Source organism: Streptomyces sp. NPDC053048, from assembly GCF_044547045.1.
Classification (GTDB): domain Bacteria; phylum Actinomycetota; class Actinomycetes; order Streptomycetales; family Streptomycetaceae; genus Streptomyces.
Map to the genome: position 1 here is coordinate 22871 of NZ_JBITZS010000012.1, position 25138 is coordinate 48008.

A 25138-nucleotide genomic window follows, 5' to 3' on the forward strand; every position below is an offset into this window, starting at 1 on the left:
TTACTGACCATCGGCGAGTGGGTAGGGCATGTACGTCTGGATCTGGCGTCATCTGCCGGGCAACGCGTGGGTGAAAGCGCTGATCTCGCTGCTGCTTGTGCTGGGAGTCGTCTACGTCCTCTTCCAGTACGTCTTCCCCTGGGCGGAACCGCTGCTGCCGTTCAACGACGTGACAGTCGACAACGGCATGCCCGCCGACGGCGCACTGACGGAATGGCGGTACACGCGGTGAGCGCGCGCATCCTCGTCGTGGACAACTACGACAGCTTCGTCTTCAACCTGGTCCAGTACCTCTACCAGCTCGGCGCCGAGTGCGAGGTGCGGCGCAACGACGAGGTCGAACCGGGCCACGCCCAGGACGGCTTCGACGGCGTGTTGCTGTCCCCCGGTCCGGGCGCGCCCGAACAGGCCGGCGTCTGCATCGACATGGTCCGGCACTGCGCGAACACCGGGGTGCCGGTCTTCGGCGTCTGCCTGGGCATGCAGTCCATGGCCGTCGCCTACGGCGGCGTCGTCGACCGGGCCCCCGAGCTGCTGCACGGCAAGACCTCGGCGGTGACGCACGAGGGCAAGGGCGTCTTCCAGGGCCTTCCCTCGCCGTTCACAGCCACCCGCTACCACTCGCTGGCGGTGGAGCGGGAGAGCTGGCCGGACGAGCTGGAGATCACCGCCTGGACCGACAGCGGCATCGCCATGGGCCTGCGCCACCGCGACCTGCCGGTCGAGGGCGTGCAGTTCCACCCCGAATCGGTGCTCACCGAATGGGGCCACCGGATGCTCGCCAACTGGCTGGCCGCCTGCGGTGACACGGGGGCGGTGGAACGTTCGGCCGGGCTCGCCCCGGTGGTGGGCAAGGCCGGAGCGTGACCACGCTCCGGCCGGAGCACGAACCCCGGCCGACGGCGGCCGACCCCCGGCAGCCGTACGGCACCACAGGCCACACCCGTGGCACGGCGTCCCTCTCGCAGCCGCTGCCGCCCGAGGACGACCCGACGATGACGCTGCGCCGCGTCGAGCCCGCGCCGCCCGTCGTGACCGGCGGGCGCGCCGAGCGCCGCCGCGCCGCCCAGCGCGCCGCGCGCGCCCGCAGGGACAGCGTCGGCGTGGTCGTCAGCCGGGCGGTGGGCGAGCTGTTCATCACCCTCGGCGTCGTCATGCTGCTGTTCGTCGCCTACCAGCTGTGGTGGACGAACGTCATCGCCCAGCGGCAGGCGGGCGGCGCGGCCAAGGACCTGCAGCACAGCTGGGACACCAACGACGGTGACGCGGCCGCCCGCGCCGCGGGGGAGTTCTCGCCGGGCCAGGGCTTCGCCATCGTCTACATCCCCAGGCTGGACGTGAAGGCCCCGATCGCCCAGGGCGTCGGCAAGCAGAAGGTCCTGGACCGCGGCATGGTCGGCCACTACGCGGACGGACCCTTGAGGACCGCGATGCCCTGGGACAAGAAGGGCAACTTCGCGCTCGCCGGCCACCGCAACACCCACGGCGAACCGTTCCGGTACGTCAACCGGCTGAAGCCCGGCGACAAGATCGTCGTGGAGACCGGGAGCGCCTTCTACACCTATGAGATGACGAGCCGCCTGGACCAGACGTCCCCCGCGAATGTCCGGGTCATCGAGCCGGTCCCCGCCGGTTCCGGCTTCACCCGGCCCGGCCGCTACATCACGCTGACGACCTGCACCCCCGAGTTCACCAGTACGTACCGCATGATCGTGTGGGGCAAGATGGTCGACGAGCGCCCCCGGAGCAAGGGAAAGCCGGACGCGCTCGTCAACTGAGACACGCCATGACACGCCGGGCACGACACAGGCGTGCGGGAACAGCGAAGCGGGGGACGAACGTCCGTGGCACAGACCGACCGTGTACGGGGGCGTATCGCCGCGACCGTCAGCGTCATCGGCGAGCTGCTGATCACCGGAGGCGTGATCATGGCCCTCTTCGTCGTCTACTCGCTGTGGTGGACGAACGTCCTGGCCGACCGCGAGGCCAGGAAGCAGGGCAACCAGGTCCGCGACAACTGGGCGAAGTCCCCGGCGGCCACGGGCCCCGGCGCCCTGGACACCAAGGACGGCATCGGCTTCCTGCACGTACCGGCGATGCGCAACGGCGAGGTGCTGGTCAAGCCCGGCACCGGCGGCAAGGTCCTCAACGAGGGCGTCGCCGGCTTCTACCGCGAGCCGGTGAAGGCGGCCATGCCCTGGGACAAGCAGGGCAACTTCACCCTCGCCGCGCACCGCGACGGGCACGGCGCCAAGTTCCACAACATCGACAAGATCAGGACCGGTGACGCGGTCGTCTTCGAGACGCGCGACGTCTGGTACGTCTACAAGGTCTTCGCGGAGCTGAAGGAGACCTCGCGCTTCAACGTCGACGTCATCAACCCCGTCCCGAAGGAATCGGGAAAGACCAAGCCGGGCCGCTTCCTGACGCTGACGACCTGCACGCCGGTCTACACCTCCGACTACCGCTACGTCGTCTGGGCGGAGCTGGAACGCACGGAAAAGGTCGACGGCAAGCGCACACCGCCCAAGGAACTGCGCTAGCGGCACGCGAAAGCCCCGGCGTCCCTTCCGAGGGTGCCGGGGCTTTCGCGTACCGCGTGGTGGGGATCAGCTGCGTCGACCGCCGGTGAAGCCGCCGAAGAGGCCGCCGATGTCCTGGTTGCCGCCGGTCGTGCCACCGGTCTGGCCGCCGGTGGAGGGCGGGTTGGGGCCACCCGTGGTCGTGATGTTGACCGGGGTGTCCTTCGCGACCTGGGTGTTGGCCCCCGGGTCGGTGACGATGACCACGGCGTTGTCGTCCTGCGGACCGTTGATGGTGCCGATCTTCAGACCCGCGTCCGTCAGCGCCTTCTTGGCGTCCTTGAGCTTCTGGGTCACCACGCCCGGGACGGTGACCTTCGCGCCGCCCTTGGAGACGTAGAGGGTGACCGTGGAGTTCGCACGGGCGGACGTGTTGCCGTCGGGGCTCTGGCGGGCCACCGAGCCGGCCGGGACGGTCGTGGAGTCCTCTTCCTCCTTGACCACCTTGAAGCCGAGGTCGGAGAGCTGCTTCTTGGCCGTGTCGAAGGGCTGGCCGACCACGGACGGGACTGTCTTGGTCGCGGCGGCCATGGCGACCGTGAGGGTGATCTCCGAGCCCTTGGCGGCCTTGTCACCGCCCTTGGGGTCCTGGGCGGTGACCACGCCGGGGGTCCGCTCGGACTCCTCTTCCTTCTTGGTGACCGTGAAGCCCTTGTCCTCGAGCTCCTTCTTGGCGGCGTCGAACTGCTGACCGGTGACGTCCGGGACGGCGATCTTCTCCGCCCCCTGCGACACCGCGACCTTCACGTCGCCGCCGCGCTTGACCTTGGCGCCGACGCCCGGGTCCTGCTCGCAGATCTTGCCCTTGTCCTGGTCGCAGAACTTCTTCTCGCCCTCGACGACCTTGAAGTCGCCGTTCTCGCCCAGCTTCCGGGCGTCCGCGAGCGTCTCGCCTACCAGCTTCGGGACCGTCACCTCGTCGTTGTTGCCGCCCCCGCCGAAGAGCGAGCGGCCGATGAAGATGGCGCCGACGAGCACCAGGACGCCCGCGACGACCAGCAGGATCGTCGAGAGGTTGCTCTTCCTGCCGCCACCGGCGCCCCGGCGGCCGCCGGAGTGGTCGTTGTAGCCGCCGTAGCCGCCGCCGTCGGCGACGGGCGGCATCATCGACGTCTGGCCGGGCCCGCCCGCGTGGTCCTGCGAGCGCAACATGGTGGTGGGCTGGTCGTCGCCGTAGCCCACGACACCCATGGAGGCCGTGGCGGCCACCGGCTGGCCCTCCAGGGCCGCCTCGATGTCGGCGCGCATCTCGTCGGCCGACTGGTAGCGGTAGTCCGGGTCCTTGGTCAGCGCCTTGAGGACGATGGCGTCCATCTCGGGCGTGATCTCGGGGTCGTGGATGCTCGGCGGGTTCGGTTCCTCCCGCACGTGCTGGTAGGCCACGGCCACCGGTGAGTCGCCGACGAACGGGGGCCGGACGGTCAGCAGCTCGTAGAGCAGGCAGCCCGTGGAGTAGAGGTCGGAACGCGCGTCGACCTGCTCGCCCTTGGCCTGCTCGGGCGAGAGGTACTGGGCGGTGCCGATGACGGCCGCGGTCTGGGTCATCGTCATGCCGGAGTCGCCCATCGCACGGGCGATGCCGAAGTCCATGACCTTCACCTGTCCGGTGCGGGTCAGCATGACGTTGGCGGGCTTGATGTCGCGGTGGACGATGCCGGCGCGGTGGGAGTACTCCAGCGCCTGCAGCACGCCGATGGTCATCTCCAGCGACCGCTCGGGCAGCAGCTTGCGGCCGGAGTGCAGCAGCTCCCTGAGCGTCGACCCGTCGACGTACTCCATGACGATGTACGGGATCGAGACCCCGTCCACGTAGTCCTCGCCGGTGTCGTACACGGCGACGATCGACGGGTGGTTGAGGGAGGCGGCCGACTGGGCCTCACGGCGGAACCGGGCCTGGAAGGACGGGTCGCGGGCCAGATCCACCCGCAGCGTCTTCACGGCGACGGTGCGGCCGAGCCGGGTGTCGTGGGCGAGGTAGACCTCGGCCATGCCACCGCGGCCGAGCACCGAGCCCAGCTCGTACCGGCCGCCGAGGCGACGCGGCTCTTCCATAGCTCCAGCCCTTCCGTGTTCCTGACCTCACCGGCGTGGGTCCGGCGGTGTGCTGTCCGGCATACCGTACCCGGCGCGATGGGCGCCTTCCGGGCGCCACCGTCACCCGATATACGACCGGTACAGATGGAGGCGCCCGCGGAAGCGGTGGGTGAGCCGGATCACTTCTCCGTGGCGAGCACCGCCTGCATCACGCTCTTCGCGATCGGCGCGGCGAGCTTGCCACCGGCGATGTCGTCGCGGACGGTCTCCGAGCCCTCGATGACGACCGCGACGGCGACCGGCGAGCCGTCGCCGGTCTTGGCGTAGGAGATGAACCACGCGTAGGGGTTACCGCTGTTGTCGACACCGTGCTGGGCGGTACCGGTCTTTCCACCGACCGTGACGTCCTTGATCTGGGCCGCGGTTCCGGTGCCCTCCTTGACCACCGTCTCCATGATGCTCTGCAGCTTCTGCGCGTTCTCCGAGGAGAGCGGCTGGCTCATCTGCTTCGGCTGGTGGGTCTCGATGACGTTGAGGTTGGGGGCGCGCAGCTTGTCGACCATGTACGGCTCCATGAGCTTGCCGTTGTTGGCGACGGCCGCGGCCACCATGGCCATCTGCAGCGGGGTGGCGCGGTTGGAGGCCTGGCCGATGCCGGCCATGGCGTTCTGCGGGCGGTTGTCCTTGGGGTAGACGCTGGGGACGGCGCGCACGGGCGTGTCGACCGGCTTGTTGAAGCCGAACTTCTCCGCCGTCTCCATCATCTTCTTGTTGCCCAGGTCGGCGCTGACCTTGCCGAAGACGGTGTTGCAGGAGTACTGCAGGGCGACCCGCAGCGAGGCGTCCTTGCAGGGGATGTTGCCCTCGTTCTCCAGCGCCACCCGCGTGTCCGGCAGGATCCACGGCAGCGGCGAGTCCGTCTTGGAGTCGACGTTGCTGTACAGGCCGTGCTCGAGCGCGGCGGCGGCGGTGACGACCTTGAAGGTCGAGCCCGGCGGGTAGGTCTGCTTCAGCGCCCGGTTGAGCATGGGCTGGTTCTTGTCGGAGTTCAGGTCCTTCCAGGCCTTCTCGTCCTGCGCTCCGGCGATCTTCGACGGGTCGTACGAGGGCGTGGAGGCCAGGGCGAGGATCTTGCCGGTGCGCGGGTCGAGCGCGGCGACCGCGCCCTTCTTGTCGCCGAGGCCCTTGAAGGCGGCCTCCTGGGCCTTGGTGTTGAGGGTGGTGATCACGTCACCGCCCTTCTTGCCCTTGCCGGTGATCATGTCGACCGTGCGGTTGAAGAACAGCCGGTCGTCGTCGCCCGTGAGGACCTTGTCCTCGAGCTTCTCGATCTGGTTGGCGTCGAACACCTGCGAGCTGTAGCCCGTTACCGGAGCCCACATCTCGCCGTTCTTGTAGGTGCGCTTGTACTTGAAGTCGATGCCGTTGGTCTCCTGGGAGCCCGTGACGGCCTGCCCGTCGACGATGATGTTGCCGCGCGGCTGGCTGTAGCGGGCGATGGTCACCCGGCGGTTGTGCTTGTTCGACTTCAGGTCCTCGGCCTGGACGAACTGGATCCAGTTGTCCCGGATCATCAGCGCGAGGATGAGGAGACCGCAGAAGATGGCGATCCGGCGCACGGGCTTGTTCACGGGCGGACCACCTGGGTCATCTCGGCGTCGGGGGACGGGGCGGGGGCGGGTGCGGGACGCCGAGCGGTGTCGCTGATCTTGATGAGAACGGCGATCAGCGCCCAGTTGGCGATGACCGACGAACCGCCCTGCGCCATGAACGGCATGGTCATACCGGTCAGCGGGATGAGGCCCATGACGCCGCCGGCGACCACGAACACCTGGATGGCGAACGCGCCGGACAGGCCCGTGGCGAGCAGCTTGCCGAAGGGGTCGCGGGCGGCCAGCGCGGTGCGCACGCCGCGCTCCACGATCAGGCCGTAGACCAGGAGTATGGCCATGACGCCCGCCAGGCCCAGCTCCTCGCCGACCGTGGCCAGGATGAAGTCGGAGTTGGCGGCGAAGCCGATCAGGTCCGAGTGGCCCTGGCCCCAGCCCGTGCCGAACACCCCGCCGGAGCCGAAGGCCATCAGGGCCTGGGCGATCTGGTCGGAGCTGCCGTCCTTGAACGCGTCGAAGGGGTGCAGCCAGGCGTCGACGCGCTGCTGGACGTGGTGCTCGAAGGTCGACACCGCGACCGCGCCGACGGCCGACATCAGCAGACCGAAGACGATCCAGCTGGTGCGCTCGGTCGCGACGTAGAGCATCACGACGAACATGCCGAAGAACAGCAGCGAGGTGCCGAGGTCGGTCTCGAAGACCAGGATCAGGATCGAGAACGCCCAGACCGCCAGGATCGGGCCCAGGTCACGGCCGCGCGGCAGGTACAGGCCCATGAAGCGGCGGCTGGCCAGGGCCAGCGCGTCCCGTTTCACCATCAGATAACCCGCGAAGAAGATCGCTAGGACGATCTTGGCGAACTCACCCGGCTGGATCGAGCCCAGGCCGGGGATGGTGATCCAGATGCGCGCGCCGAACTTCGCGGGGAAGAACATCGGGGCGACCAGCAGGATCAGCGCCGCCACCATGGAGATGTAGGTGTAGCGCTGCAGGATGCGGTGGTCCTTCAGGACGATCAGCACCGCCACGAACAGCGCGATGCCCAGTGCCGAGAACAGCAGCTGGTTGGTGGCGCTGGCGTGGAAGAACTTGCGGGCCTGCAGCCGCGGCGACTGGTCGAGCCGCCAGATGATGACCAGGCCGATGCCGTTGAGGAACGTGGCCATCGGCAGCAGCAGCGGGTCGGCGTACTTGGCGAACTTCCGCACCACCAGGTGGCCGACGCCCGCCAGCAGGCCGAGGCCGATGCCGTAGCCGAGCATGCCGGTGGGCATCTCGCCGTCGAGGGCCAGGCCCACATTGGCGTACGCGAAGCAGGGGATGAGCACGGCGAAGGCCAGCAGCGCGAGCTCGGTGTTGCGCCGGCTCGGGGGGCCCTCGGTGCTGATCGTCGTCGTGTTGGTGGTGTTCGGGTTCGGCATGGGAGAAATGGCTGACATGGCTTGATGGCCCCCTACGGCTTCACTGCGATGCGCTGCTGCACTGCGGGACCAACTTCTGCTCTTCCTCGCTGAGGGTGGGGCCCGGGGACGGTGCCGGGGTGGCCTGGACGGCGTTGTTGCGGGCTTCGGGGGAGTTGGGGTCCTTGGCGGCGCCCCCCGTGCGGTCGCTGTTCTGCTTCTCGCTCTCCCGCTGCTGCGCCTCGGCCTTGCGGCGCTCGTCCTCCTTCTTGCAGGCGCCGGCGAGCGTGCCCAGTTCCTTGGCCTTCTGCAGGGCCTGGTCGCGGCTGCCGACGGTGATGGTGTCCACCACGCGGCTGCGCTGGTCCACCGGGAGGTACTTGAGTTCGATGTCGGGGCGGTCCTGGTAGAGCCTGCTGAGGCTCACCCATGCCAGGTCCTGGTTGATGCCCTGGTAGACGGCCACGTGGTCGTTGTCCTTGACGCCCACGTAGTACTGCGTCTGCGTCCACTGGTAGCCGCCGTAGAGGCCGCCGCCGACGACGCCCAGCGCCAGCGCGATGATCAGCGAACGCTTGATCCACCGGCCCTTGCGCCGCGGCTTGACGAAGTCCTCGTCCGTGAACGGGCCGAAGGAACCGTCCGGCATGCCGCCCATCGCCGGATCCCCGCTGCCGGGGGGCCCGAAGCCGCCGGCGTCGCCCTGCGGCGGTACGGGCCGGTGGGCGCGGGCGTGCTCGGCGGCCCGTCCGGCCGGGGTCTGCATGGCGCCGTTGTCGCCGAGCTGCATTTGGTTCTCGGCGACCGCGCCCACGATCACGGGCGTGTCGTTGAGCTGGCCGGCCAGGGTGTCGCCGCCGTCGACGTCGAGGACGTCGGCGACGATGCAGGTGATGTTGTCCGGGCCGCCGCCGCGCAGGGCGAGCTGGATCAGGTCCTGGACGGTCTCGTGGGGGCCCTGGTAGCTGGCGAGGGTCTCCTCCATCGTCTGGTGGCTGACGACACCGGAGAGCCCGTCGGAACAGATCAGGTAGCGGTCGCCGGCCCGTACCTCGCGGATCGAGAGGTCCGGCTCCACGTGGTCGCCGCTGCCCAGCGCGCGCATCAGCAGGGAGCGCTGCGGGTGGGTGGTGGCCTCTTCCTCGGTGATGCGCCCCTCGTCGACCAGGCGCTGCACCCAGGTGTGGTCCTGGGTGATCTGGGTCAGCACGCCGTCGCGCAGCAGGTAGGCGCGCGAGTCGCCGACGTGCACCAGGCCCAGGCGCTGCCCGGTCCACAGCAGGGCGGTCAGGGTGGTGCCCATGCCCTCGAGCTGGGGGTCCTCCTCGACCATGACGCGCAGCTGCTCGTTGGCGCGCTGCACGGCGCTGCCGAGGGAGGTGAGGATGTCCGAGCCCGGGACGTCGTCGTCGAGCTGGACCAGGGTGGAGATCACCTCGGAGGAGGCGACCTCGCCGGCGGCCTGGCCGCCCATGCCGTCGGCGATGGCGAGCAGGCGGGGGCCGGCGTAACCGGAGTCCTCGTTGCCCTCCCGGATCATGCCCTTGTGCGATCCGGCGGCGAAGCGCAGTGAAAGACTCATGCGCACCTCGCCCGTCGGCTCCGGGTACAGCCCCTTCCCAGCCACGCTGCCCACCCTCCGGTCGTCATGGTCCTACTACTTCCGCAGCTCGATGACGGTCTTGCCGATGCGGATCGGCGCGCCGAGCGGGATCGGGGTCGGAGTGGTCAGCCGGGTCCGGTCGAGATAGGTGCCGTTGGTCGACCCGAGGTCCTCGACGATCCACTGGCCGTCGCGGTCGGGGTAGATCCTGGCATGCCTGCTGGAGGCGTAGTCGTCGTCCAGCACGATCGTCGAGTCGTGCGCGCGGCCGAGGGAGATGGTCTGGCCCTGCAGGGCCACCGTGGTGCCGGTCAGGGTGCCTTCCGAGACCACGAGCTTGGTGGGCGCGCCGCGGCGGCCGCGGTCCGCGCGGCGGCCGCCGCCGGAGGGCTGCTGCTGGCGCTGCTGCGGCGGCGCGGCCTGGGCGCGCTGGGCGCGCCCGTCACCGGCGCCGCCCCGGCGGGAGCCGCGCTGGGTCACCCGGGTGCCGAAAAGATCGCTGCGAATGACCTGTACGGCCACGATGACGAACAGCCACAGTACGGCGAGGAAACCCAACCGCATGACCGTGAGGGTCAGCTCTGACATTGCCCCCGCTTCACCCTTCGGCTTGCCGATAAACGATGGTGGTGCTGCCCACGACGATGCGTGAGCCGTCGCGGAGCGTAGCGCGCGTGGTGTGCTGCCCGTCCACCACGATGCCGTTGGTCGACCCCAGGTCCTGGATCGTCGCGGGGGTGCCGACCCGGATTTCGCAGTGCCGGCGGGAGACGCCGGGGTCGTCGATGCGTACGTCCGCTTCGGTGCTGCGGCCCAGCACCAGGGTGGGCCGCGAAATCTGGTGACGGGTGCCGTTGATCTCGATCCAGCGGCGCGTCTGGGTGCCCGGCACGGCTCCCGGCCCCGGACCGCCGGTGCGCGGCAGGGGGCGGACGCCGGGCGGCGGGGAGGTGGGCATGGGCGGCGCGCCGGCGGGGGCCGCCGGGTAGCCGGCCCCGCTGGTCACGGCACTGGGGCCGGAGCGCGGCGCGGCCTGCGGCCGGGCGTGCGGGTCCTGCGACTCGCTGGAGGCGAGAGTGCGGCTGCGGACCCGGTACAGACCGGTGTCGAGGTCGTCGGCCTTCTCCAGGTGGACCTTGATGGTCCCCATGAAGGTGTACCGCTGCTGTTTGGCGTAGTCGCGGACCATGCCGGACAGCTCGTCGCCGAGCTGCCCGGAGTACGGGCTGAGCCGCTCGAAGTCCGGGGCGCTCAGCTCCACGATGAAGTCGTTCGGGACGACGGTGCGGTCGCGGTTCCAGATGGTGGCGTTGTTGTCGCACTCCCGCTGGAGTGCGCCCGCGATCTCTACAGGCTGCACCTCGGACTTGAACACCTTGGCGAAGGTGCCGTTCACGAGACCCTCGAGTCGCTGCTCGAAGCGCTTCAGTACTCCCACGGGGCACCTCCTTCCCTCAGTGACGTCTCTGATGCTCAGTGTCGTTCCTGATACTGCTTACTGATCGTATCCACGCGTCGGGAAAACGGCTGGTTCCCCTTCGGCGCCATGAGTGACGAGTGTCGCCCTGCCTCGGTTGCCTGCTTGTGCCTGCTTGCCTCGGTCGCCTACGGGGGATCGTAGAGGCGTCCTGCAGCCAGTGTCCCGCAACCGGAGCCCTCCCCGCGGCCCCCCGGAGTGCGGGCCGCGGGCCATGGGTGTGAAGGCACCCTCCGGAGCGTGCTAATGTTCTGCATGTCGGAAGGCGAACGGACAAGAACCGGGCGGAAACGCCGGGGGAACGGTCCAGAACCGGAAGACGCACCCATGCGCGGGTGGCGGAATAGGCAGACGCGCTGGATTCAGGTTCCAGTGCCCGCAAGGGCGTGGGGGTTCAACTCCCCCCTCGCGCACCGTACGGAACGGGCCTCTTCGGAGTGACGCAAGTCACCCGAAGGGGCCCGTTTCGCGTTTGCCGGTTTCCCCTTTGTGATCTTGAACTCCTCGCCCTCCTTCGCGGCTCCGCCGTCGCCGGTACCGTCGTGGGCAGTTGACGCCGAAGGGGAGGGGCGCCGTGATGGTGCGACTGCCGTATGTGCCCGGGTTCGCGCGGCCGGTGGCCGAAGGGGGCGGGCGCGGGGGCGCCAAGGCCGCGGGGAAGGCGTTGCGGGCGCGGGTGCCGCGGTTCGCGCACGCCGAGTGGAAGCCGGCGGACGGGCGGCCCGGTGCGGTGGAGTCGGTCGAGGCCGCGAACGCCGGGCGGCTGCCCGCCCTGACACCGATACGCGTCGGCCGCATGGCCGCCTCGCCCTTCGCCTTCCTGCGCGGCTCGGCCGGGCTGATGGGCCACGACCTCGCGGAGACGGACGTCACGGGCGTCGGCGCGCAGCTGTGCGGGGACGCCCACGCGGCCAACTTCGGGCTCTACGGCGACGCCCGCGGCGAACTGATCATCGATCTGAACGACTTCGACGAGACCGTGTACGGGCCGTGGGAGTGGGACGTGAAGCGGCTCGCCGCCTCGCTGGTGCTGGCCGGGCGCGAGGCGGGGGCGGACGAGCTGACCTGCCGCGCGGCGGCGCGGGACGCGGTGGGCGCGTACCGGCACACCATGCGGCTGCTGGCCCGGATGCCCGCCGTGGAGGCGTGGAACGCCATCGCCGACGAGCAGCTCGTCTCCCACGCCGACGCCCATCAGCTCGTGGGCACGCTGGAGCGGGTCGTGGAGAAGGCCCGGCGGAACACCGGAGCGCGCTTCGCCGCGCGGGCGACGGAGAAGGACGGCACGGGCGGCCGCCGGTTCGTGGACGCGCCCCCGGTGCTGCGGCGAATACCGGACCGCGAGGCGGCGGCCGTCGCCGCGGCGCTGGGCGAGTACCGGGGGACCGTGCCCGGTGAGCTGCTGCCGCTGCTGGCCCGCTACGAGGTGCAGGACGTGGCGTTCCGCGTGGTCGGCACGGGCAGCGTGGGGCTGCGCTCGTACGTGGTGCTGCTGCTCGACCACCGGGGCGAGGCGCTGGTGCTCCAGGTGAAGGAGGCCCGTCCCTCGGTGCTGCTGCCGTACGCGCGGAAGGCGGGCTTCGAGGCGCCCGAGGACGGCCACGAGGGGCGGCGCGTGGTGCTGGGGCAGAAGTCGATGCAGGTGGTCAGCGATGTGCTGCTGGGGTGGACGACGGTCGAGGGGCGGCCGTACCAGGTGAGGCAGTTCCGCAACCGCAAGGGCAGCGTCGACCCGGCGGCCCTGGCGCCCGGCGAGCTCGACGACTACGGGCGCATGACGGGTGCGCTGCTGGCGCGGGCGCACGCCCACAGCGCGGACCCGCGCGTCATCGCCGGCTACTGCGGCAAGAGCGAGGAGCTCGACGACGCGGTCGCCGCGTTCGCCGTGGCCTACGCGGACCGCACGGAGGCGGACCACGCGGAGCTGCTGGCCGCGGTGCGTGCCGGACGGGTGGCGGCCGAGACGGGGGTGTAGCCGGGGAACGGGGTGTGGTTGGGTAACGGGGGTGCAGCCGGGGATTGGCGCCGGTGCCGGTGCGGCGAGCTCGTACTCTGGGCGGGTGATGAACCCGGAAGCTGAGCAGAGCGCCGAGCAGGGGCACGCCGAGGACACCGCGCGGCTGGAACAGGCCGTGCGGGCCGCCGAGCAGGCGCTGATCGAGTTCGAGATCGCGGTGGAGACCTTCCGGGTGGAGGTGGAGAACTTCTCCCGGCTGCACCACCAGCGGCTCGGCCCGATGTACGCCCGCCTCGACGAGCTGGACGCGCTGATCGCGGAGGCGGTCGCCGCGCGCACCGGCGCCGCCGAGGACCAGCGGCGGGCGCGGGAGATGCGGGCCATGGTGCAGCCGATGCCCGGGGTGGAGGAGCTGCTGGGCGGCTGGATGGACGGCGAGGGGCTCTCGCCCGAGGCGTCCGCGATGCTCACCGAGAGGCCGGTGCAGCCCCCGCGGCGGGTGCGGGCCAGCGACGAGGCCCGGCGGGCCTACCGCGAGCTGGTCCGCAAGGCCCATCCCGATCTGGCGCTCGACGAGGCCGACCGGGTGCGCCGCGAGGCCTTCATCGTGCGGGTCAACGCCGCCTACGGCGAGGGCAACGAGGCGCTGCTGCGGGAGCTGGCCGAGGAATGGTCGGCCGGACCGGTGCCCGCCCAGCGCCGGCCCAGCCGCAGCGAGGAGCTTTACGCGCGACTGGAGTGGCTGGCGGACCGCAAGGAACTGCTGTCGCTGGTGGCCGCCGAGCTGGAGTCCTCCGCCATCGGATCGATGATCAAGATGGCGCCGGACGACCCGGACGGTCTGCTGACCGAGATCGCCGACGGGCTGGTGGCCCAGATCGCCGAGCGCGAGGCCCATCTGGCCTCCCTGGTCGGGTAGCGTCGGGGACATGATGTTTGGTTCCGGGATTCCCACGGTCGGCGTCGACGCTCTCTCGTCGGACGATTTCCTGCTGGACGTGCGGGAGGACGACGAGTGGCAGGCGGGGCACGCCGAGGGCGCCCTGCACATTCCGATGAGCGACTTCGTGGCGCGCTTCGGCGAGCTGACGGAGAAGGCGCCCGACGGCGGCCGCATCAACGTCATCTGCCGCTCCGGCGGCCGCTCCGCGCAGGTCACCATGTACCTGGTGCAGCAGGGCCTGGACGCCGCGAACGTCGACGGCGGCATGCAGAGCTGGGAGGCCACCGGGCGCCCGGTCGTCTCCGGTGACGGCGCGCCCGGGGTCGTCATCTAGCCGGTTCGGTTGCCTCGTCGGTCGTCCGGCCGGTTTTGTTCGGTCGCGGGGGTCAGCCCAGGTCGTGGGCGGCCAGCAGGTCGCCCAGCGCCTCCTCGTGGGCGGCGGCCGGGCCGAGCGAGAGCTCCAGCTGCTTCGCCCAGGCGTGATAGCGGTGCAGGGCGTACTCGGTGTCCGCGCCGAAGCCGCCGTGCAGGTGCTGCGCGGTCTGGACTACGCGGCGCACGCCCTCCGAGGCCCAGACCTTGGCGACGGCGATGTCGGCCGCCGCCGGCAGCGGGCCGCCCGCCCCCGACTCCAGCCGCCAGGCGGCCTGCCAGAGCGTTGCCTCCATCGCCCGCAGGTCGATGTAGCGGTCGGCGGCCTGTACGGCCACGGCCTGGAACGTGGCGAGGGGGTGGCCGAACTGTTCGCGCTCGCTCGTGTACGCGCCCGTCATCGCGGCCGCCGCCTCGCCCAGGCCCAGGGCCAGCGCGCAGGTGCCGGTGACCAGCAGGCCGCGCAGCAGCTCCCAGGCACCCTCCGCGGTGATCAGCTCGTCGACGCGGACACGTACGGACTCCAGCGCCACGCGCGCGTAGCGCTCGCCGTTGGTGGAGACCTGGTCGGCGAGGGTGACGCCGGGGCGCTCGCGGGGGACGAGAGCGAGGACGGCCCGGCCCGCGGGGGTGTGCGCGGGCAGCAGCAACCGGTCGGCGCACGGGGCCCAGGGAACGGCCGTCTGCAGCCCGTCGAGGACCCAGTGGGCGCCGCCGTCGGGGCGGGCGGCGACGGCAAGTTCGGCCCCGTCATGGCCGGTGCGGCCACCGGCGGCGACGGTGACGACCAGCTCACCGCGCCCGATCGACGGCAGCAAGCGGTCCGCCGCCGCGCCGCCGTGCGTGCGCAGGGTCAGGGCCGCCGCGCTGCTCTCCAGCAGGGGGACGCGCGCCAGCACTTTGCCCGCCTCGCGCAGCACCAGGCACAGCGCGATGGGTCCTAGCCCCGCGCCGCCGTGGGCGGGCGGAACCATCAGGCTCAGCAGGCCGGCATCGGCCAGCCGGCGCCACAGGGCGCGATCGAAGTCCTCGGCGACGGCGCCCGGCACCAGCGCCGGGCTGGGCACGGCGTCCGGGGCGACCCCGGACAGGACGGCCCGCGCCGCCTCGGCGGCGGCCTGCTGCTCCTCGGTGAAGGTGAAGTCCACTGCCCGGCCCCTCCGTTCGCACCCGTCAGTTGATCCGACGAGCTGACGGGCCGTCACGGTAGAGCAGTGACGCCGAATTGAGAACGGGAGCGGGAGAGGGGAGGAGGCGTCAGCGGTCGAAGTCCAGCTCCACCTCCTCCGTGGCCGGGTGCGACTGACAGGCCAGCACATACCCGGCGTCCAGCTCCTCCTGCTCCAGGGCGAAGTTCCGCTCCATCCGCACCTCTCCCGACACCAGGTACGCCCGGCAGGTGCCGCACACCCCGCCCTTGCACGCGTACGGGGCGTCGGGCCGGTTGCGCAGCACCGTCTCCAGCAGCGACTCCCCCTCCCGCACCGGCCAGCTGCCGCTGCGCCCGTCCAGCTTCGCGGTCACCGCGCTGTGCTCGGGGCCCCGCGCCGGCCCGGCCGCGGCGTGCGACCTCGTCGGCACCTCCGCCACGTGGAAGATCTCCTCGTGGATCCGCTCCCGGGACACCCCGAGCCCGCGCAGCGCCCGCTCGGCGCCCTGCACCAGGCCGTGGGGGCCGCACAGGAACCAGCCGTCCACGGTGTCCACCGGCAGCAGCGCGGGCAGCAACCGGGTCAGCCGCTCCTCGTCCAGCCGCCCGGACGCGGGGCCGGCCTGCTGTTCCTCGCGGGAGAGGGTCTGCACGAGCTGCAGCCGTCCGGGGTAGCGGTCCTTGAGGTCGGCCACCTCGTCCAGGAACATCGTGGACGCCGTCGTGCGGTCGCTGCGTATCAGGCAGAACCGGGCACTGGGCTCCCTGGCCAGCAGCGTCGAGACGATGGACAGGACGGGCGTGATGCCGCTGCCACCGACGATCGCCGCGAAGTGGCCGGGGCGCGGCTCCAGCACGAACCGCCCGGCCGGTGCCATCACTTCGACCGTGTCTCCGGACGTCAGCTCCTTGAGCGCGTAGGTGGAGAACGCGCCGCCGTCCACCAGCCGCACCGCCACCCGGAGGGTGTGTGGCCCGTCGGTGCCGGGCGCCTGCCCGCAGATGGAGTAGGTGCGGCGTATCTCGGCGCCGTCCACCACGCGGCGCAGGGCCAGGTGCTGACCGGGGGTGTGGCGGAAGTCCTCGCGCAGGGCGGGGGGCACGGCGAGGGTCACGGCGACCGAATCGTCGGTGAGGGGTTCGACGGCCGCCACTCGCAGGGAGTGGAAGGCGCCATGGCGGGCCGCTGCCATCTACAACTCCTTGAAGTGGTCGAACGGTTCGCGGCATGCCTCGCAGCGGCGCAGGGCCTTGCAGGCGGTGGAGGAGAAGCGGCTGAGCAGTGTGGTGTCGGTGGATCCGCAGTGGGGGCACCGGATGGCGAGCGCAACCGGCACCGGGCCGGCGGCTGCGGAGGCGGGGCCCGGCGGAGCTATGCCGAACTCGGCCAGTTTGCGCCGCCCTTCGGCGGTGATGTCGTCCGTGGACCAGGCGGGGGAGAGCACGGTGCGGACGGTCACCTCCGCCTGACCCCGCTCGTGCAGGACCCGCTCGATGTCCGCCGCCATCGCCTCCAGCGCGGGGCAGCCGGTGTAGGTGGGGGTCAGCTCGACCTCCACCCGGCCGGGGCCGGTGATGTGCAGGGCGCGCAGGACGCCGAGCTCGGCCAGGGTGAGCACCGGCAGCTCCGGATCGGGGACGGACCCGGCCAGCGCGCGGAGTTCCTCCTCGAGGGCGGTGGGTGTGGTCACCATGACGCCCCCGGGTGGCTGCGGTGCAGGTGCTGCATTTCCGCGAGCATCCTGCCGAAGGGTTCGGTGTGGATGCCCTGCCGGCCCGCGCCGGCCGTCCACGCGCCCACCTGCGGGCCGCTGGGCAGGGTCAGCGTGGCGCGGCCGATGACGTCGGTCACCCTGGTCAGCCAGCCGTCGCGCAGCGCTGCCCAGTCCACCGGCAGGCCTTCGACCGGCTCGAAGAGCTCGCCCGTGTACCGCCACAGGGCGTCCAGGCCGCGCTGCATCCGCTCGTGGCTCCCGTCCGTCCCGTCGCCCAGGCGCAGCGTCCAGTGCTCGGCGTGGTCGCGGTGGTAGGCGACCTCCTTGACCGCCTTCGCGGCGACCGGCGCGAACGCCGAGCGGCCCTCTTCGGCCAGCTGCCCGTACAGCAGCTCCTGGTAGGAGGAGAAGTACAGCTGGCGGGCGATGGTGTGCGCGAAGTCGCCGTTGGGCTGCTCGACGAGCTGGACGTTGCGGAAGGCGCGTTCCTCGCGGAGGTAGGCGAGCTCGTCCTCGTCGCCGACGAGGGAGAGCAGCACCCGGGCCTGGCCGAGCAGGTCGAGGGCGATGTTGGCGAGGGCGACCTCCTCCTCCAGCACGGGGGCGTGCCCGGCCCACTCCCCCAGCCGGTGCGAGAGCACGAGGGCGTCGTCGCCCAGCGCCAGTGCGGCGGTCATAGGTGCCGCACCCCCTCGGGGATGTCGTAGAACGTCGGGTGCCGGTAGGGCTTGTCGGCCGCGGGCTCGAAGAAGGGGTCCTTCTCGTCCGGCGAGGAGGCGGTGATCGAGGTGGAGGGCACCACCCAGATCGAGACGCCCTCGTTGCGCCGGGTGTACAGGTCGCGGGCGTTGCGCAGGGCCATCTCCGCGTCCGGTGCGTGCAGGCTGCCGGCGTGGGTGTGCGACAGGCCGCGCCTGCTGCGCACGAACACCTCCCACAGCGGCCAGTCGGTGCCGGTCATGCCGTTGCCTCTCCGTGCCGGGCCGCGTACGCCGCGGCCGCCTCGCGCACCCAGGCGCCTTCCTCGTGGGCCCGCCGGCGCTGGGCGAGCCGCTGGTCGTTGCAGGGGCCGTTGCCCCGGAGGACTTCGTGGAACTCGTCCCAGTCGATGGCGCCGAAGTCGTGGTGTCCGCGCTCCTCGTTCCACCGCAGGTCGGGGTCGGGGAGGGTCAGGCCGAGCGATTCGGCCTGCGGGACGCAGATGTCGACGAAGCGCTGGCGCAGCTCGTCGTTGGAGTGCCGCTTGATCTTCCAGGCCATGGACTGGGCGGAGTGCGCGGACTCGTCGTCGGGCGGGCCGAACATCATCAGTGAGGGCCACCACCAGCGGTCCACCGCGTCCTGGGCCATGGCGTGCTGGGCCTCGGTGCCCCGGCTCAGGGCCAGCAGCAGCTCGTAGCCCTGGCGCTGGTGGAAGGACTCCTCCTTGCAGACGCGGATCATGGCGCGGGCGTACGGCCCGTAGGAGCAGCGGCACAGCGGGACCTGGTTGGTGATGGCGGCGCCGTCCACGAGCCAGCCGATGGCGCCGACGTCCGCCCAGGTCAGCGTGGGGTAGTTGAAGATCGAGGAGTACCGCTGGCGGCCGCTGTGCAGCTTGTCGAGCAGTTCGTCGCGGCCGGTGCCCAGCGTCTCGGCGGCGCTGTAGAGGTACAGGCCGTGGCCGGCCTCGTCCTGGACCTTGGCCATCAGGATCGCCTTGCGGCGCAGCGAGGGCGCGCGGGTGATCCAGTTGGCCTCGGGCTGCATGCCGATGATCTCGGAGTGGGCGTGCTGGGCGATCTGCCGGACGAGGGTGGCGCGGTAGGCGTCGGGCATCCAGTCGCGCGGTTCGATGCGCTCGTCGGCGGCGACGGCCGCGTCGAACACCGCCTCCAGCGCTGCCGTCTCCGGCGCAGTGGTCGTCATGCCGTGCCCCCTCGTGCTCGTGCTGCCGAATCTCCCTACCGACCGATCGTTCGGTTCAATGGTGGGGCGAGCCCCAGGGCGTGTCAACCCTGTGGATAACCCGTGGGCGCTGTGCCCGGTGGGGCGTCGTCGGTACCGTTCGGGTGCACGCCGGAGACCCGGCGTGCACATGGCAGCGAGCCGGCACGGCGAATCGGGGCGGGTATGGACAGGGACGACGGACACGGACGGGCCGGCGGCGACGCCGTGCTGGAGGGGCTGTCCTTGCCGTCACGCTTCGTCGTCGCGGCCGGGGCCGCGGTGGTGGCGGTGGCCGCGGCCGTGCACCTGGTGATGATGTTCCTGCACGTGGCGCCCCCGAACACCCTCAGCAAGCAGCATGCCGCGGAGATCGACGACTACGTCCTGCCGGAGTTCGAACAGAACTGGAAGTTCTTCGCCCCCAACCCCCTCCAGCAGAACATCGCCGTCCAGGCCCGCGCCGAGCTGCGCGGCCCCGGCGGCCGCACCACCGTCACCCCGTGGACCGACCTGTCCGCCCGCGACGGCGCCGACATCCTGCACAACCCCCTCCCCAGCCACACCCGCCAGAACGAGCTGCGCCGCGCGTGGGACTACTACGCCGGCACCCACGACGCCCGTGAGCAGCCCAACGGCCTGCGCGGCCGCCTCTCCGAGCAGTACCTCCGCCGCCTCGTGGTCTCCCGCCTGGGCGCCTCGCAGCAGGGCCGTCCGGTCGACCGGATCCAGGTGCGGTCGGTGACCGTGCCCATCGCCCCGCCGCCGTGGAGCGACGAGAAGGCCGACACCAGGCCCGTCCACCGGGTGCTGCGCTGGTGGCCGGTCACCAGCGCCGACGTCGCGGAGGGGAAGAACCGATGAGTGAACCGACGAGCGGACCCGTGAGCCGACAGATCAGCCGACCGATGAGTGCTTCCCCCGCGCGTGGGCTCGCCCGCGTCCTCGGCTCCTCCCTCGGGCCGTACCAGACGGCCGTCGTCCGCATCGGGCTCTCCTTCACCTGGCTGTGCTACCTGCTGCGGGAGTGGCCCAACCGCCACGAGCTCTACGGGCCCGACTCGTCCTGGAGCTGGGACCTGGCTCGGCAACTGACCGACGACAACCACGCCTTCACCGCACTGATGTGGTCCGACGGCACCGTGTGGTTCGAGACCGTCTACGCGCTGTCCATCGTCTCCAGCGCACTGCTGATGCTCGGGTGGCGCACGCGGACCATGTCGGTCCTCTACATGCTCGGCGTGCTCTCGCTGCAGAACCGCAGCGTCTTCATCGGCGACGGTGGCGACAACGTCATCCACCTCATGGCCCTGTACACGGTGTTCACCCGCTGTGGCCGGGTCTGGTCGCTCGACGCCCGGCGTGCCGCCCGGCGCGGAACGGACGGCGAGGGGGACGCGGCCGGCCGGGACGTGACCGGCATCGTGCTGTGGGTGGCCTGCGGCCTCGCGCTCCTCGCCGCGCAGACGCTCGGCGGGAGGGGGCTGTCGTGGACGGACCACGGCCCGCTGCCCGGCCTCGGCTGGGCGACGGCCCTGTGGGGCCTGTGGCTGGTCCACCTCCTGTGGTGGCTCGCCGGACGGTACGCGCCGGGCGAGCCGCGTGCGGTGCTGGACACGCTCGCCCATGTCGCCCACAACGCCGCCCTATTGGTGATCATGGCGGAGGTCTGCCTGATCTACGCCACGGCCGGCTGGTACAAGGTGCAGGGCTCGCGCTGGCAGGACGGCACCGCGCTGTTCTACCCGATGCACCTCGACTACTTCTCGCCCTGGCCCGGCCTCTCGCACGCCCTCGCGGCCAGCGGGATCATCGTGCTGCTGCTGACCTACGGCACGGTGGCCGTGCAGGTGGCCTTCCCCTTCACCCTGCTCAACCGGCGGGTCAAGAACGTTCTGCTGGCCGTGATGATGGCCGAGCACGTGGGCATCGCCGTGCTGCTCGGGCTGCCGTTCTTCTCGCTGGCGATGATCGTGGCGGACGCCGTGTTCCTGCCGACCGGCTTCCTGCGGCGGGTGGGCGCGGCCGTTGCGGGGTTCTTCCCCCGCCTTGCCCCTTCCCGTAACCGGGGCCCGGCCCCTGACCCCGCCCCGGGGGCGCCGGACGGGATGGACGCGGTGCCCGGCCAGGCCGATCCCGCGCCCGGACGGGCCGGGTCCGTGCCCACGGACAAGACCCTAGGCTGAGCACCATGACCTCGGACGACGCCAGGGCCGCCGCCGCACTGCGGCAATGGGCGGCCACCGCCCCCGACGCCGTGCTGCTCGACGGCTTCCACGCGCTCAAGCACGCCCTGCGCTTCGGGGCCGGGGTGCGGGTGGCCCTCACCAGCGACCGGGCCGCCACCCTGACGCTCGCCGACCGGCTGGCCGGGGACCTGACGGACGTCCTCGACGGCCTGCTGGTCGAGGTGCCCGCCGCGACCCTGCGCGAGCTGGTGCCCAGGATCCACACGACGGGCGTGGCCGCCCTCGCCGGCCGGCGCGACCGCCGGGCCAACCTCGACGCCATGTCGGCCCTGCCCCGGAAGGCGCCCGTCGTCGTCCTGGACAACCCGCGCAACCTCGGCAACGTCGGCGCGGTGATCCGCCTGGCCGCCGGGTTCGGGGCCACGGGCGTGGTCACCACCGGCGACATCGACCCCTGGCACCCCAACGCCGTGCGGTCGGGCGCCGGCCTGCACTACGCCACGGCCGTCGAGCGGCTGCCCCTGGAGGAGCTGCCGCCGGGACCGCTGTACGTCCTGGACCCGGAGGGCGACGACATCCGGTCCGTGCCCGTCCCCGACGACGCGCTGATCGCCTTCGGCTCCGAGCGCCACGGCATCTCGCCCGAGCTGCGGGAGCGGGCGACCCGGCTGGTCGCCCTTCCCATGCGGCCCCAGGTCTCCAGCTACAACCTGGCCACCAGCGTCGCCATGGCGCTCTTCCACTGGGGCGGCCCCGCACCCGCCTGAGCGGACGGACAGCCGGGCCCGGCGGCCCGGACCGGGCCCTCGCGGGTCAGGACGGGCGGCGCACCTCCACCGTCCGGAAGCGGCTCGCCACGAACGCGCTGTCGCACAGGCTCGCGTTGGCCGCCGGGTTGCCGCCCGAGCCGTGGAAGTCGGAGAAGGCCGCCGTCTGGTTGACGTACACGCCGCCGGTGAGGTTGAGGGAGAGCTGCGCGCACTCCTCCAGGCAGGCCTCCTCCACCAGCCGCTCCACGTCCGCCGAGGTGGTGTACGCGCCGACCGTCATCGCGCCCTTGTCGCGCACCGTGCGGCGCAGCAGCGCCACGGCGTCCGCCGCTGAGTCGACGGCCACCGCGAACGACACGGGACCGAAGCACTCGGAGAAATAGGCCGCTTCGCTGTCCGGCTTGGCCCCGTCCAGCTTGACGATCACGGGCGTACGGACCGTGGCGGCGGGGAAGTCGGGGTTGGTCACGGACCGGGAGGCCAGCGCGACCTCGCCGAGCTGCGCGGCCGACTCCAGGCGGGCCTTCACCCCGTCGTTGACGATGGCGCCGAGCAGGGCGTTGGCCCGTGCGTCGTCACCCAGCAGCTTGTCGACGGCCGTGGCCAGGTCGCCGACCACCTCGTCGTAGGTCTTGTGGCCGGCGTCGGTGGCGATGCCCCCGCGCGGGATGAGGAGGTTCTGCGGGGTGGTGCACATCTGGCCGCTGTAGAGCGACAGGGAGAAGGCCAGGTTGGAGAGCATCCCCTTGTAGTCGTCGGTGGAGTCGACGACGACCGTGTTGACCCCGGCCTTCTCCGTGAAGACCTGCGCCTGGCGGGCGTTGGTCTCCAGCCAGTCGCCGAAGGCGGTGGAGCCGGTGTAGTCGATGATGCGGATCTCCGGGCGGACGGCCAGCTCCTTGGCGATGCCCTCGCCGTCCCGTTCGGCGGCCAGCGCCACCAGGTCGGGGGAGAAGCCGGCCTCCCGCAGCACCTCGCGGGCGATGCGCACGGTCAGCGCGAGCGGCAGCACCGCGCGCGGGTGGGGCTTGACCAGCACGGCGTTGCCGGTGGCGAGGGAGGCGAACAGGCCGGGGAAGCCGTTCCACGTGGGGAAGGTGTTGCAGCCGATGACGAGCGCGACACCGCGCGGTACGGCCGTGAACTCCTTGCGCAGCTCCAGCGGGTCGCGCTTGCCCTGCGGCTTGACCCACTGGGCGGAGCCGGGCGTCGCGTCCTGGGCCTCGTAGGCGTAGGCGACGGCCTCCAGGGCGCGGTCCTGGGCGTGCGGGCCGCCGGCCTGGAAGGCCATCATGAACGCCTGGCCGCTGGTGTGCATGACAGCGTGCGCGAACTCGTGCGTACGGGCGTTGATCCGCGCGAGGATCTCCAGGCAGACCGCCGCCCGCGCCTTCGGCCCGGCGTCCCGCCACGCGGGCATGGCCGCGCGCTGGGCGGCCAGCAGGACATCGATGTCGGCGTGCGGATACTCCACGCCCAGCTCGAGGCCGAAGGGCGAGACCTCCGTGGCCGTCCAGCCGTCCGTGCCCGGCTGGTCCAGCTCGAAGCGCTTGCCGCGCAGGGCGTCGAAGGCGGCCTGGCCCTCGGCGGCGCCCAGGCTGCCCGGCACGCCCTGGCCGTCGGCGCCGTAGGCCTTCGGATGCTCGGGGTAGGGGGACCAGTAGGCACGCGTACGGATCGCGGCCAGCGCCTGGTCAAGGGTGGGGAGGTGCTTGTCGATCAGCTGGGCGGTGGTGAGTGCGGCGGTCACGTAGACCAACTCCTCGTCGAGCGGGGCTCCGATACGGGGGACCGACAGCACCCCCGATGGATACAGTAACCGAACGATCGGTCGGGACAAGGGGGCCCGGCGAACCTGTGGACAACTCATCGGGGAGGATCACTGCCATGACCGCAATCGACCCGGCCCGCACCGTCTCGGTCGTCGGTACCGGGACCATGGGCCAGGGCATCGCCCAGGTCGCCCTGCTCGCGGGCCACCCCGTGCGGCTGTACGACGCCGCACCCGGCCGCGCCGCGGAGGCCGGGCGCGGCATCGCCGCCCGCCTCGGCCGCCTCGTGGACAAGGGCAAACTCGACGCGGCCCGCCGGGACGCGGCCCTCGAACGCCTGCGCCCCGCCACGGACCTGGCCGAACTCGCCGACTCGGCGCTCGTCATCGAGGCGATTCTCGAACAACTCGAGGCCAAACAGAAGCTGTTCGGCGCGCTGGAATCGGTCGTTCCGGACGACTGCCTGCTCGCCACCAACACCTCCTCGCTCTCCGTGACCGCCGTAGGCGGCACCCTGCGCCTGCCCGGCCGCCTCGTCGGCCTGCATTTCTTCAACCCGGCCCCGCTCCTGCCGCTGGTGGAGGTCGTCCGCGGCTTCGCCACGGACCAGGCCGCCGCCGACCGTGCGCGCGCCACCGTTGCCGCTTGGGGAAAGATGCCGGTGAGCTGCGCCGACACCCCCGGCTTCATCGTCAACCGCGTGGCCCGCCCCTTCTACGCCGAGGCCTTCCGCGTCCTCGAGGAGGGCGGCGCGGACCCCGCCACCATCGACGCGGTGCTGCGCGAGAGCGGCGGCTTCGCCATGGGACCCTTCGAGCTGACCGACCTCATCGGCCAGGATGTGAACAACGCCGTCACCCGTTCGGTCTACGAGGCGTTCTTCCACGACCCGAAGTTCGCCCCCTCCCTGGCCCAGCAGCGGCTGGTGCAGGCGGGCCTGCTGGGGCGCAAGACCGGCCGCGGCTGGTACGACCACGCGGAGGGCGCCGAGCGACCCGCGCCGCACACGGCGGAGCCCTGCGACGCCCCGGCCGCGCTCGTCCTGCACGGCGAGCTGCCCGGCCCGGCCGCGGCGCTGCGCGCGATGGCCGAGGAGGCCGGCATCAAGGTCACCCAGGTGACCGGCAGCCCGTCCGCGGGGTTCTTCGAGCTCCCGGGCGGGACGCCGCTGCACCTGACCAACGGCGGCTCCGCCACCACCAACGACCCCTCGCGCCCCCGCATCCACTTCGACCTGGCCCTCGACTACCGCACCTGCGCGCGCGTGGCGCTCGCCCCGTCCGATGCCGCCCCGCCGCAGGACGTACGGGCCGCCACCGGCCTGTTCCAGGCGCTCGGCAAGCGGGTCAGCGTCATCGACGACGTCCCCGGGATGATCGTCGCCCGTACCGTCGTCATGCTGGTGGACCTGGCCTTCGACGCGGTCGGACGGACGGTGGCCGCAGCCGAGGACGTCGACACCGCCATGCGGCTGGGCGTGAACTACCCGCTCGGACCGCTCGAGTGGGGCCGTGCGCTGGGCGCCGGCTGGGTCGAGACGGTCCTGTCCTATCTGCACGAGGAATACCCCGGCGGCCGCTACGCCGCCTGTCAGCCCCTGCGCCGCCGTGCGGCCGTCGAAGAGAGCCTGTTGTAATC

General features: G+C 71.6%; 24 protein-coding genes and 1 tRNA gene. 12 read left to right on the plus strand and 13 right to left on the minus strand.

The genetic code is table 11. From position 1 onward, the window contains the following. Positions 1–28 precede the first annotated feature (28 nt). From ACIG36_RS28905 to ACIG36_RS28920, 4 genes are read left to right on the plus strand one after another with little or no spacing between them, the layout of a single operon-like run. Positions 29–232 carry a hypothetical protein gene (locus ACIG36_RS28905; protein ID WP_399934033.1) on the plus strand — a complete coding sequence of 68 codons (204 nt, stop codon included), beginning with the start codon at positions 29–31 and terminating at the stop codon, positions 230–232. Further along, positions 229–867, plus strand: a complete 639-nt coding sequence (locus ACIG36_RS28910; RefSeq protein WP_399934035.1) for an aminodeoxychorismate/anthranilate synthase component II — start codon at positions 229–231, stop codon at positions 865–867. Before ACIG36_RS28905 ends, ACIG36_RS28910 begins: the two co-directional genes overlap by 4 nt. Then, complete coding sequence (locus tag ACIG36_RS28915) at positions 864–1778, plus strand: class E sortase (RefSeq protein WP_399934038.1); 915 nt, start codon at positions 864–866, stop codon at positions 1776–1778. Before ACIG36_RS28910 ends, ACIG36_RS28915 begins: the two co-directional genes overlap by 4 nt. Positions 1779–1811: 33 nt before the next feature. Continuing rightward, positions 1812–2543, plus strand: coding sequence for a class E sortase (locus ACIG36_RS28920; protein WP_399934041.1), 732 nt, complete (start codon positions 1812–1814; stop codon positions 2541–2543). A gap of 66 nt (positions 2544–2609) precedes the next feature. On the opposite strand, the gene pknB is transcribed toward ACIG36_RS28920, so the two are convergent. The 6 genes from pknB to ACIG36_RS28950 all read right to left on the minus strand — a co-directional run bounded on the left by pknB (position 2610) and on the right by ACIG36_RS28950 (position 10667). After that, on the minus strand, positions 2610–4634 hold the full coding sequence (gene pknB, locus ACIG36_RS28925) for a Stk1 family PASTA domain-containing Ser/Thr kinase (protein ID WP_399934044.1): 2025 nt from the start codon (positions 4632–4634) through the stop codon (positions 2610–2612). A gap of 161 nt (positions 4635–4795) precedes the next feature. Beyond that, positions 4796–6247, minus strand: a complete 1452-nt coding sequence (locus tag ACIG36_RS28930; RefSeq protein WP_399934047.1) for a penicillin-binding transpeptidase domain-containing protein — start codon at positions 6245–6247, stop codon at positions 4796–4798. Further along, complete coding sequence (locus ACIG36_RS28935; protein WP_399934049.1) at positions 6244–7647, minus strand: FtsW/RodA/SpoVE family cell cycle protein; 1404 nt, start codon at positions 7645–7647, stop codon at positions 6244–6246. Before ACIG36_RS28935 ends, ACIG36_RS28930 begins: the two co-directional genes overlap by 4 nt. Positions 7648–7687: 40 nt before the next feature. Then, positions 7688–9208 carry a Stp1/IreP family PP2C-type Ser/Thr phosphatase gene (locus ACIG36_RS28940; protein ID WP_399934488.1) on the minus strand — a complete coding sequence of 507 codons (1521 nt, stop codon included), beginning with the start codon at positions 9206–9208 and terminating at the stop codon, positions 7688–7690. A 75-nt stretch (positions 9209–9283) separates the two neighbouring features. Next, a complete protein-coding gene (locus ACIG36_RS28945; protein WP_399934052.1) occupies positions 9284–9817 on the minus strand; it encodes an FHA domain-containing protein in 534 nt (177 codons plus the stop codon). Positions 9818–9827: 10 nt separating this feature from the next. Continuing rightward, a complete protein-coding gene (locus ACIG36_RS28950) occupies positions 9828–10667 on the minus strand; it encodes an FhaA domain-containing protein (RefSeq protein WP_399934054.1) in 840 nt (279 codons plus the stop codon). Positions 10668–11035: 368 nt separating this feature from the next. Between ACIG36_RS28950 and ACIG36_RS28955 the strand changes: the two genes are divergently transcribed. The 4 genes from ACIG36_RS28955 (at position 11036) to ACIG36_RS28970 (ending at position 13940) form a co-directional block, all read left to right on the plus strand. After that, positions 11036–11119: transfer RNA gene (locus ACIG36_RS28955), tRNA-Leu, on the plus strand. A 164-nt stretch (positions 11120–11283) separates the two neighbouring features. After that, complete coding sequence (locus ACIG36_RS28960; protein ID WP_399934057.1) at positions 11284–12681, plus strand: DUF2252 domain-containing protein; 1398 nt, start codon at positions 11284–11286, stop codon at positions 12679–12681. A gap of 88 nt (positions 12682–12769) precedes the next feature. After that, positions 12770–13582: a hypothetical protein gene (locus ACIG36_RS28965; RefSeq protein WP_399934491.1), complete on the plus strand. Its 813-nt coding sequence runs from the start codon at positions 12770–12772 to the stop codon at positions 13580–13582. Positions 13583–13592: 10 nt separating this feature from the next. Next, on the plus strand, positions 13593–13940 hold the full coding sequence (locus tag ACIG36_RS28970; RefSeq protein WP_399934060.1) for a rhodanese-like domain-containing protein: 348 nt from the start codon (positions 13593–13595) through the stop codon (positions 13938–13940). 52 nt (positions 13941–13992) lie between these two features. On the opposite strand, the gene ACIG36_RS28975 is transcribed toward ACIG36_RS28970, so the two are convergent. The 6 genes from ACIG36_RS28975 to paaA form a co-directional block, all read right to left on the minus strand. Continuing rightward, positions 13993–15126, minus strand: coding sequence for an acyl-CoA dehydrogenase family protein (locus ACIG36_RS28975; protein WP_399934063.1), 1134 nt, complete (start codon positions 15124–15126; stop codon positions 13993–13995). 109 nt (positions 15127–15235) lie between these two features. Continuing rightward, positions 15236–16321 carry a 2Fe-2S iron-sulfur cluster-binding protein gene (locus tag ACIG36_RS28980; RefSeq protein ID WP_399934066.1) on the minus strand — a complete coding sequence of 362 codons (1086 nt, stop codon included), beginning with the start codon at positions 16319–16321 and terminating at the stop codon, positions 15236–15238. Next, complete coding sequence (paaD, locus tag ACIG36_RS28985) at positions 16322–16822, minus strand: 1,2-phenylacetyl-CoA epoxidase subunit PaaD (protein ID WP_399934069.1); 501 nt, start codon at positions 16820–16822, stop codon at positions 16322–16324. It lies immediately after the preceding gene. Continuing rightward, complete coding sequence (gene paaC / locus ACIG36_RS28990) at positions 16816–17520, minus strand: 1,2-phenylacetyl-CoA epoxidase subunit PaaC (protein WP_399934071.1); 705 nt, start codon at positions 17518–17520, stop codon at positions 16816–16818. Before paaC ends, paaD begins: the two co-directional genes overlap by 7 nt. Continuing rightward, a complete protein-coding gene (paaB, locus tag ACIG36_RS28995) occupies positions 17517–17804 on the minus strand; it encodes a 1,2-phenylacetyl-CoA epoxidase subunit PaaB (protein WP_399934073.1) in 288 nt (95 codons plus the stop codon). Before paaB ends, paaC begins: the two co-directional genes overlap by 4 nt. Then, a complete protein-coding gene (paaA, locus tag ACIG36_RS29000) occupies positions 17801–18751 on the minus strand; it encodes a 1,2-phenylacetyl-CoA epoxidase subunit PaaA (protein WP_399934075.1) in 951 nt (316 codons plus the stop codon). The genes paaB and paaA overlap by 4 nt, the downstream gene beginning before the upstream one ends. Before the next feature lie 204 nt (positions 18752–18955). On the opposite strand from paaA, the gene ACIG36_RS29005 reads away from it, so the two are divergent. Genes ACIG36_RS29005 through ACIG36_RS29015 form a run of 3 tightly spaced genes read left to right on the plus strand, consistent with a single transcriptional unit; the run spans position 18956 to position 21725 of the window. Next, the gene (locus tag ACIG36_RS29005) at positions 18956–19633 is read left to right on the plus strand and encodes a DUF5819 family protein (RefSeq protein WP_399934079.1); all 678 of its coding nucleotides are present in this window, start codon (positions 18956–18958) and stop codon (positions 19631–19633) included. A gap of 44 nt (positions 19634–19677) precedes the next feature. Continuing rightward, positions 19678–20955: an HTTM domain-containing protein gene (locus ACIG36_RS29010; protein WP_399934082.1), complete on the plus strand. Its 1278-nt coding sequence runs from the start codon at positions 19678–19680 to the stop codon at positions 20953–20955. 5 nt (positions 20956–20960) lie between these two features. After that, a complete protein-coding gene (locus ACIG36_RS29015; RefSeq protein WP_399934084.1) occupies positions 20961–21725 on the plus strand; it encodes a TrmH family RNA methyltransferase in 765 nt (254 codons plus the stop codon). A gap of 46 nt (positions 21726–21771) precedes the next feature. On the opposite strand, the gene paaN is transcribed toward ACIG36_RS29015, so the two are convergent. After that, complete coding sequence (gene paaN / locus ACIG36_RS29020; RefSeq protein ID WP_399934086.1) at positions 21772–23478, minus strand: phenylacetic acid degradation protein PaaN; 1707 nt, start codon at positions 23476–23478, stop codon at positions 21772–21774. A 137-nt stretch (positions 23479–23615) separates the two neighbouring features. On the opposite strand from paaN, the gene ACIG36_RS29025 reads away from it, so the two are divergent. Further along, the gene (locus ACIG36_RS29025; RefSeq protein WP_399934089.1) at positions 23616–25136 is read left to right on the plus strand and encodes a 3-hydroxyacyl-CoA dehydrogenase; all 1521 of its coding nucleotides are present in this window, start codon (positions 23616–23618) and stop codon (positions 25134–25136) included. The last annotated feature ends 2 nt before the right edge of the window (positions 25137–25138 follow it).

Bases quoted from the DNA above. Each gene is read 5' to 3' on its own strand.
- ACIG36_RS28905 (WP_399934033.1), top strand. From the start codon at position 29: ATGTACGTCTGGATCTGGCGTCATCTGCCGGGCAACGCGTGGGTGAAA.
- pknB (WP_399934044.1), bottom strand. From the start codon at position 4,634: ATGGAAGAGCCGCGTCGCCTCGGCGGCCGGTACGAGCTGGGCTCGGTG.
- ACIG36_RS28935 (WP_399934049.1), bottom strand. From the start codon at position 7,647: ATGCCGAACCCGAACACCACCAACACGACGACGATCAGCACCGAGGGC.
- ACIG36_RS28940 (WP_399934488.1), bottom strand. From the start codon at position 9,208: ATGAGTCTTTCACTGCGCTTCGCCGCCGGATCGCACAAGGGCATGATC.
- ACIG36_RS28945 (WP_399934052.1), bottom strand. From the start codon at position 9,817: ATGTCAGAGCTGACCCTCACGGTCATGCGGTTGGGTTTCCTCGCCGTA.
- ACIG36_RS28960 (WP_399934057.1), top strand. From the start codon at position 11,284: ATGGTGCGACTGCCGTATGTGCCCGGGTTCGCGCGGCCGGTGGCCGAA.
- ACIG36_RS28965 (WP_399934491.1), top strand. From the start codon at position 12,770: ATGAACCCGGAAGCTGAGCAGAGCGCCGAGCAGGGGCACGCCGAGGAC.
- ACIG36_RS28970 (WP_399934060.1), top strand. From the start codon at position 13,593: ATGATGTTTGGTTCCGGGATTCCCACGGTCGGCGTCGACGCTCTCTCG.
- ACIG36_RS28980 (WP_399934066.1), bottom strand. From the start codon at position 16,321: ATGGCAGCGGCCCGCCATGGCGCCTTCCACTCCCTGCGAGTGGCGGCC.
- paaD (WP_399934069.1), bottom strand. From the start codon at position 16,822: ATGGTGACCACACCCACCGCCCTCGAGGAGGAACTCCGCGCGCTGGCC.
- paaC (WP_399934071.1), bottom strand. From the start codon at position 17,520: ATGACCGCCGCACTGGCGCTGGGCGACGACGCCCTCGTGCTCTCGCAC.
- paaB (WP_399934073.1), bottom strand. From the start codon at position 17,804: ATGACCGGCACCGACTGGCCGCTGTGGGAGGTGTTCGTGCGCAGCAGG.
- paaA (WP_399934075.1), bottom strand. From the start codon at position 18,751: ATGACGACCACTGCGCCGGAGACGGCAGCGCTGGAGGCGGTGTTCGAC.
- ACIG36_RS29005 (WP_399934079.1), top strand. From the start codon at position 18,956: ATGGACAGGGACGACGGACACGGACGGGCCGGCGGCGACGCCGTGCTG.
- ACIG36_RS29010 (WP_399934082.1), top strand. From the start codon at position 19,678: ATGAGTGCTTCCCCCGCGCGTGGGCTCGCCCGCGTCCTCGGCTCCTCC.
- ACIG36_RS29015 (WP_399934084.1), top strand. From the start codon at position 20,961: ATGACCTCGGACGACGCCAGGGCCGCCGCCGCACTGCGGCAATGGGCG.
- ACIG36_RS29025 (WP_399934089.1), top strand. From the start codon at position 23,616: ATGACCGCAATCGACCCGGCCCGCACCGTCTCGGTCGTCGGTACCGGG.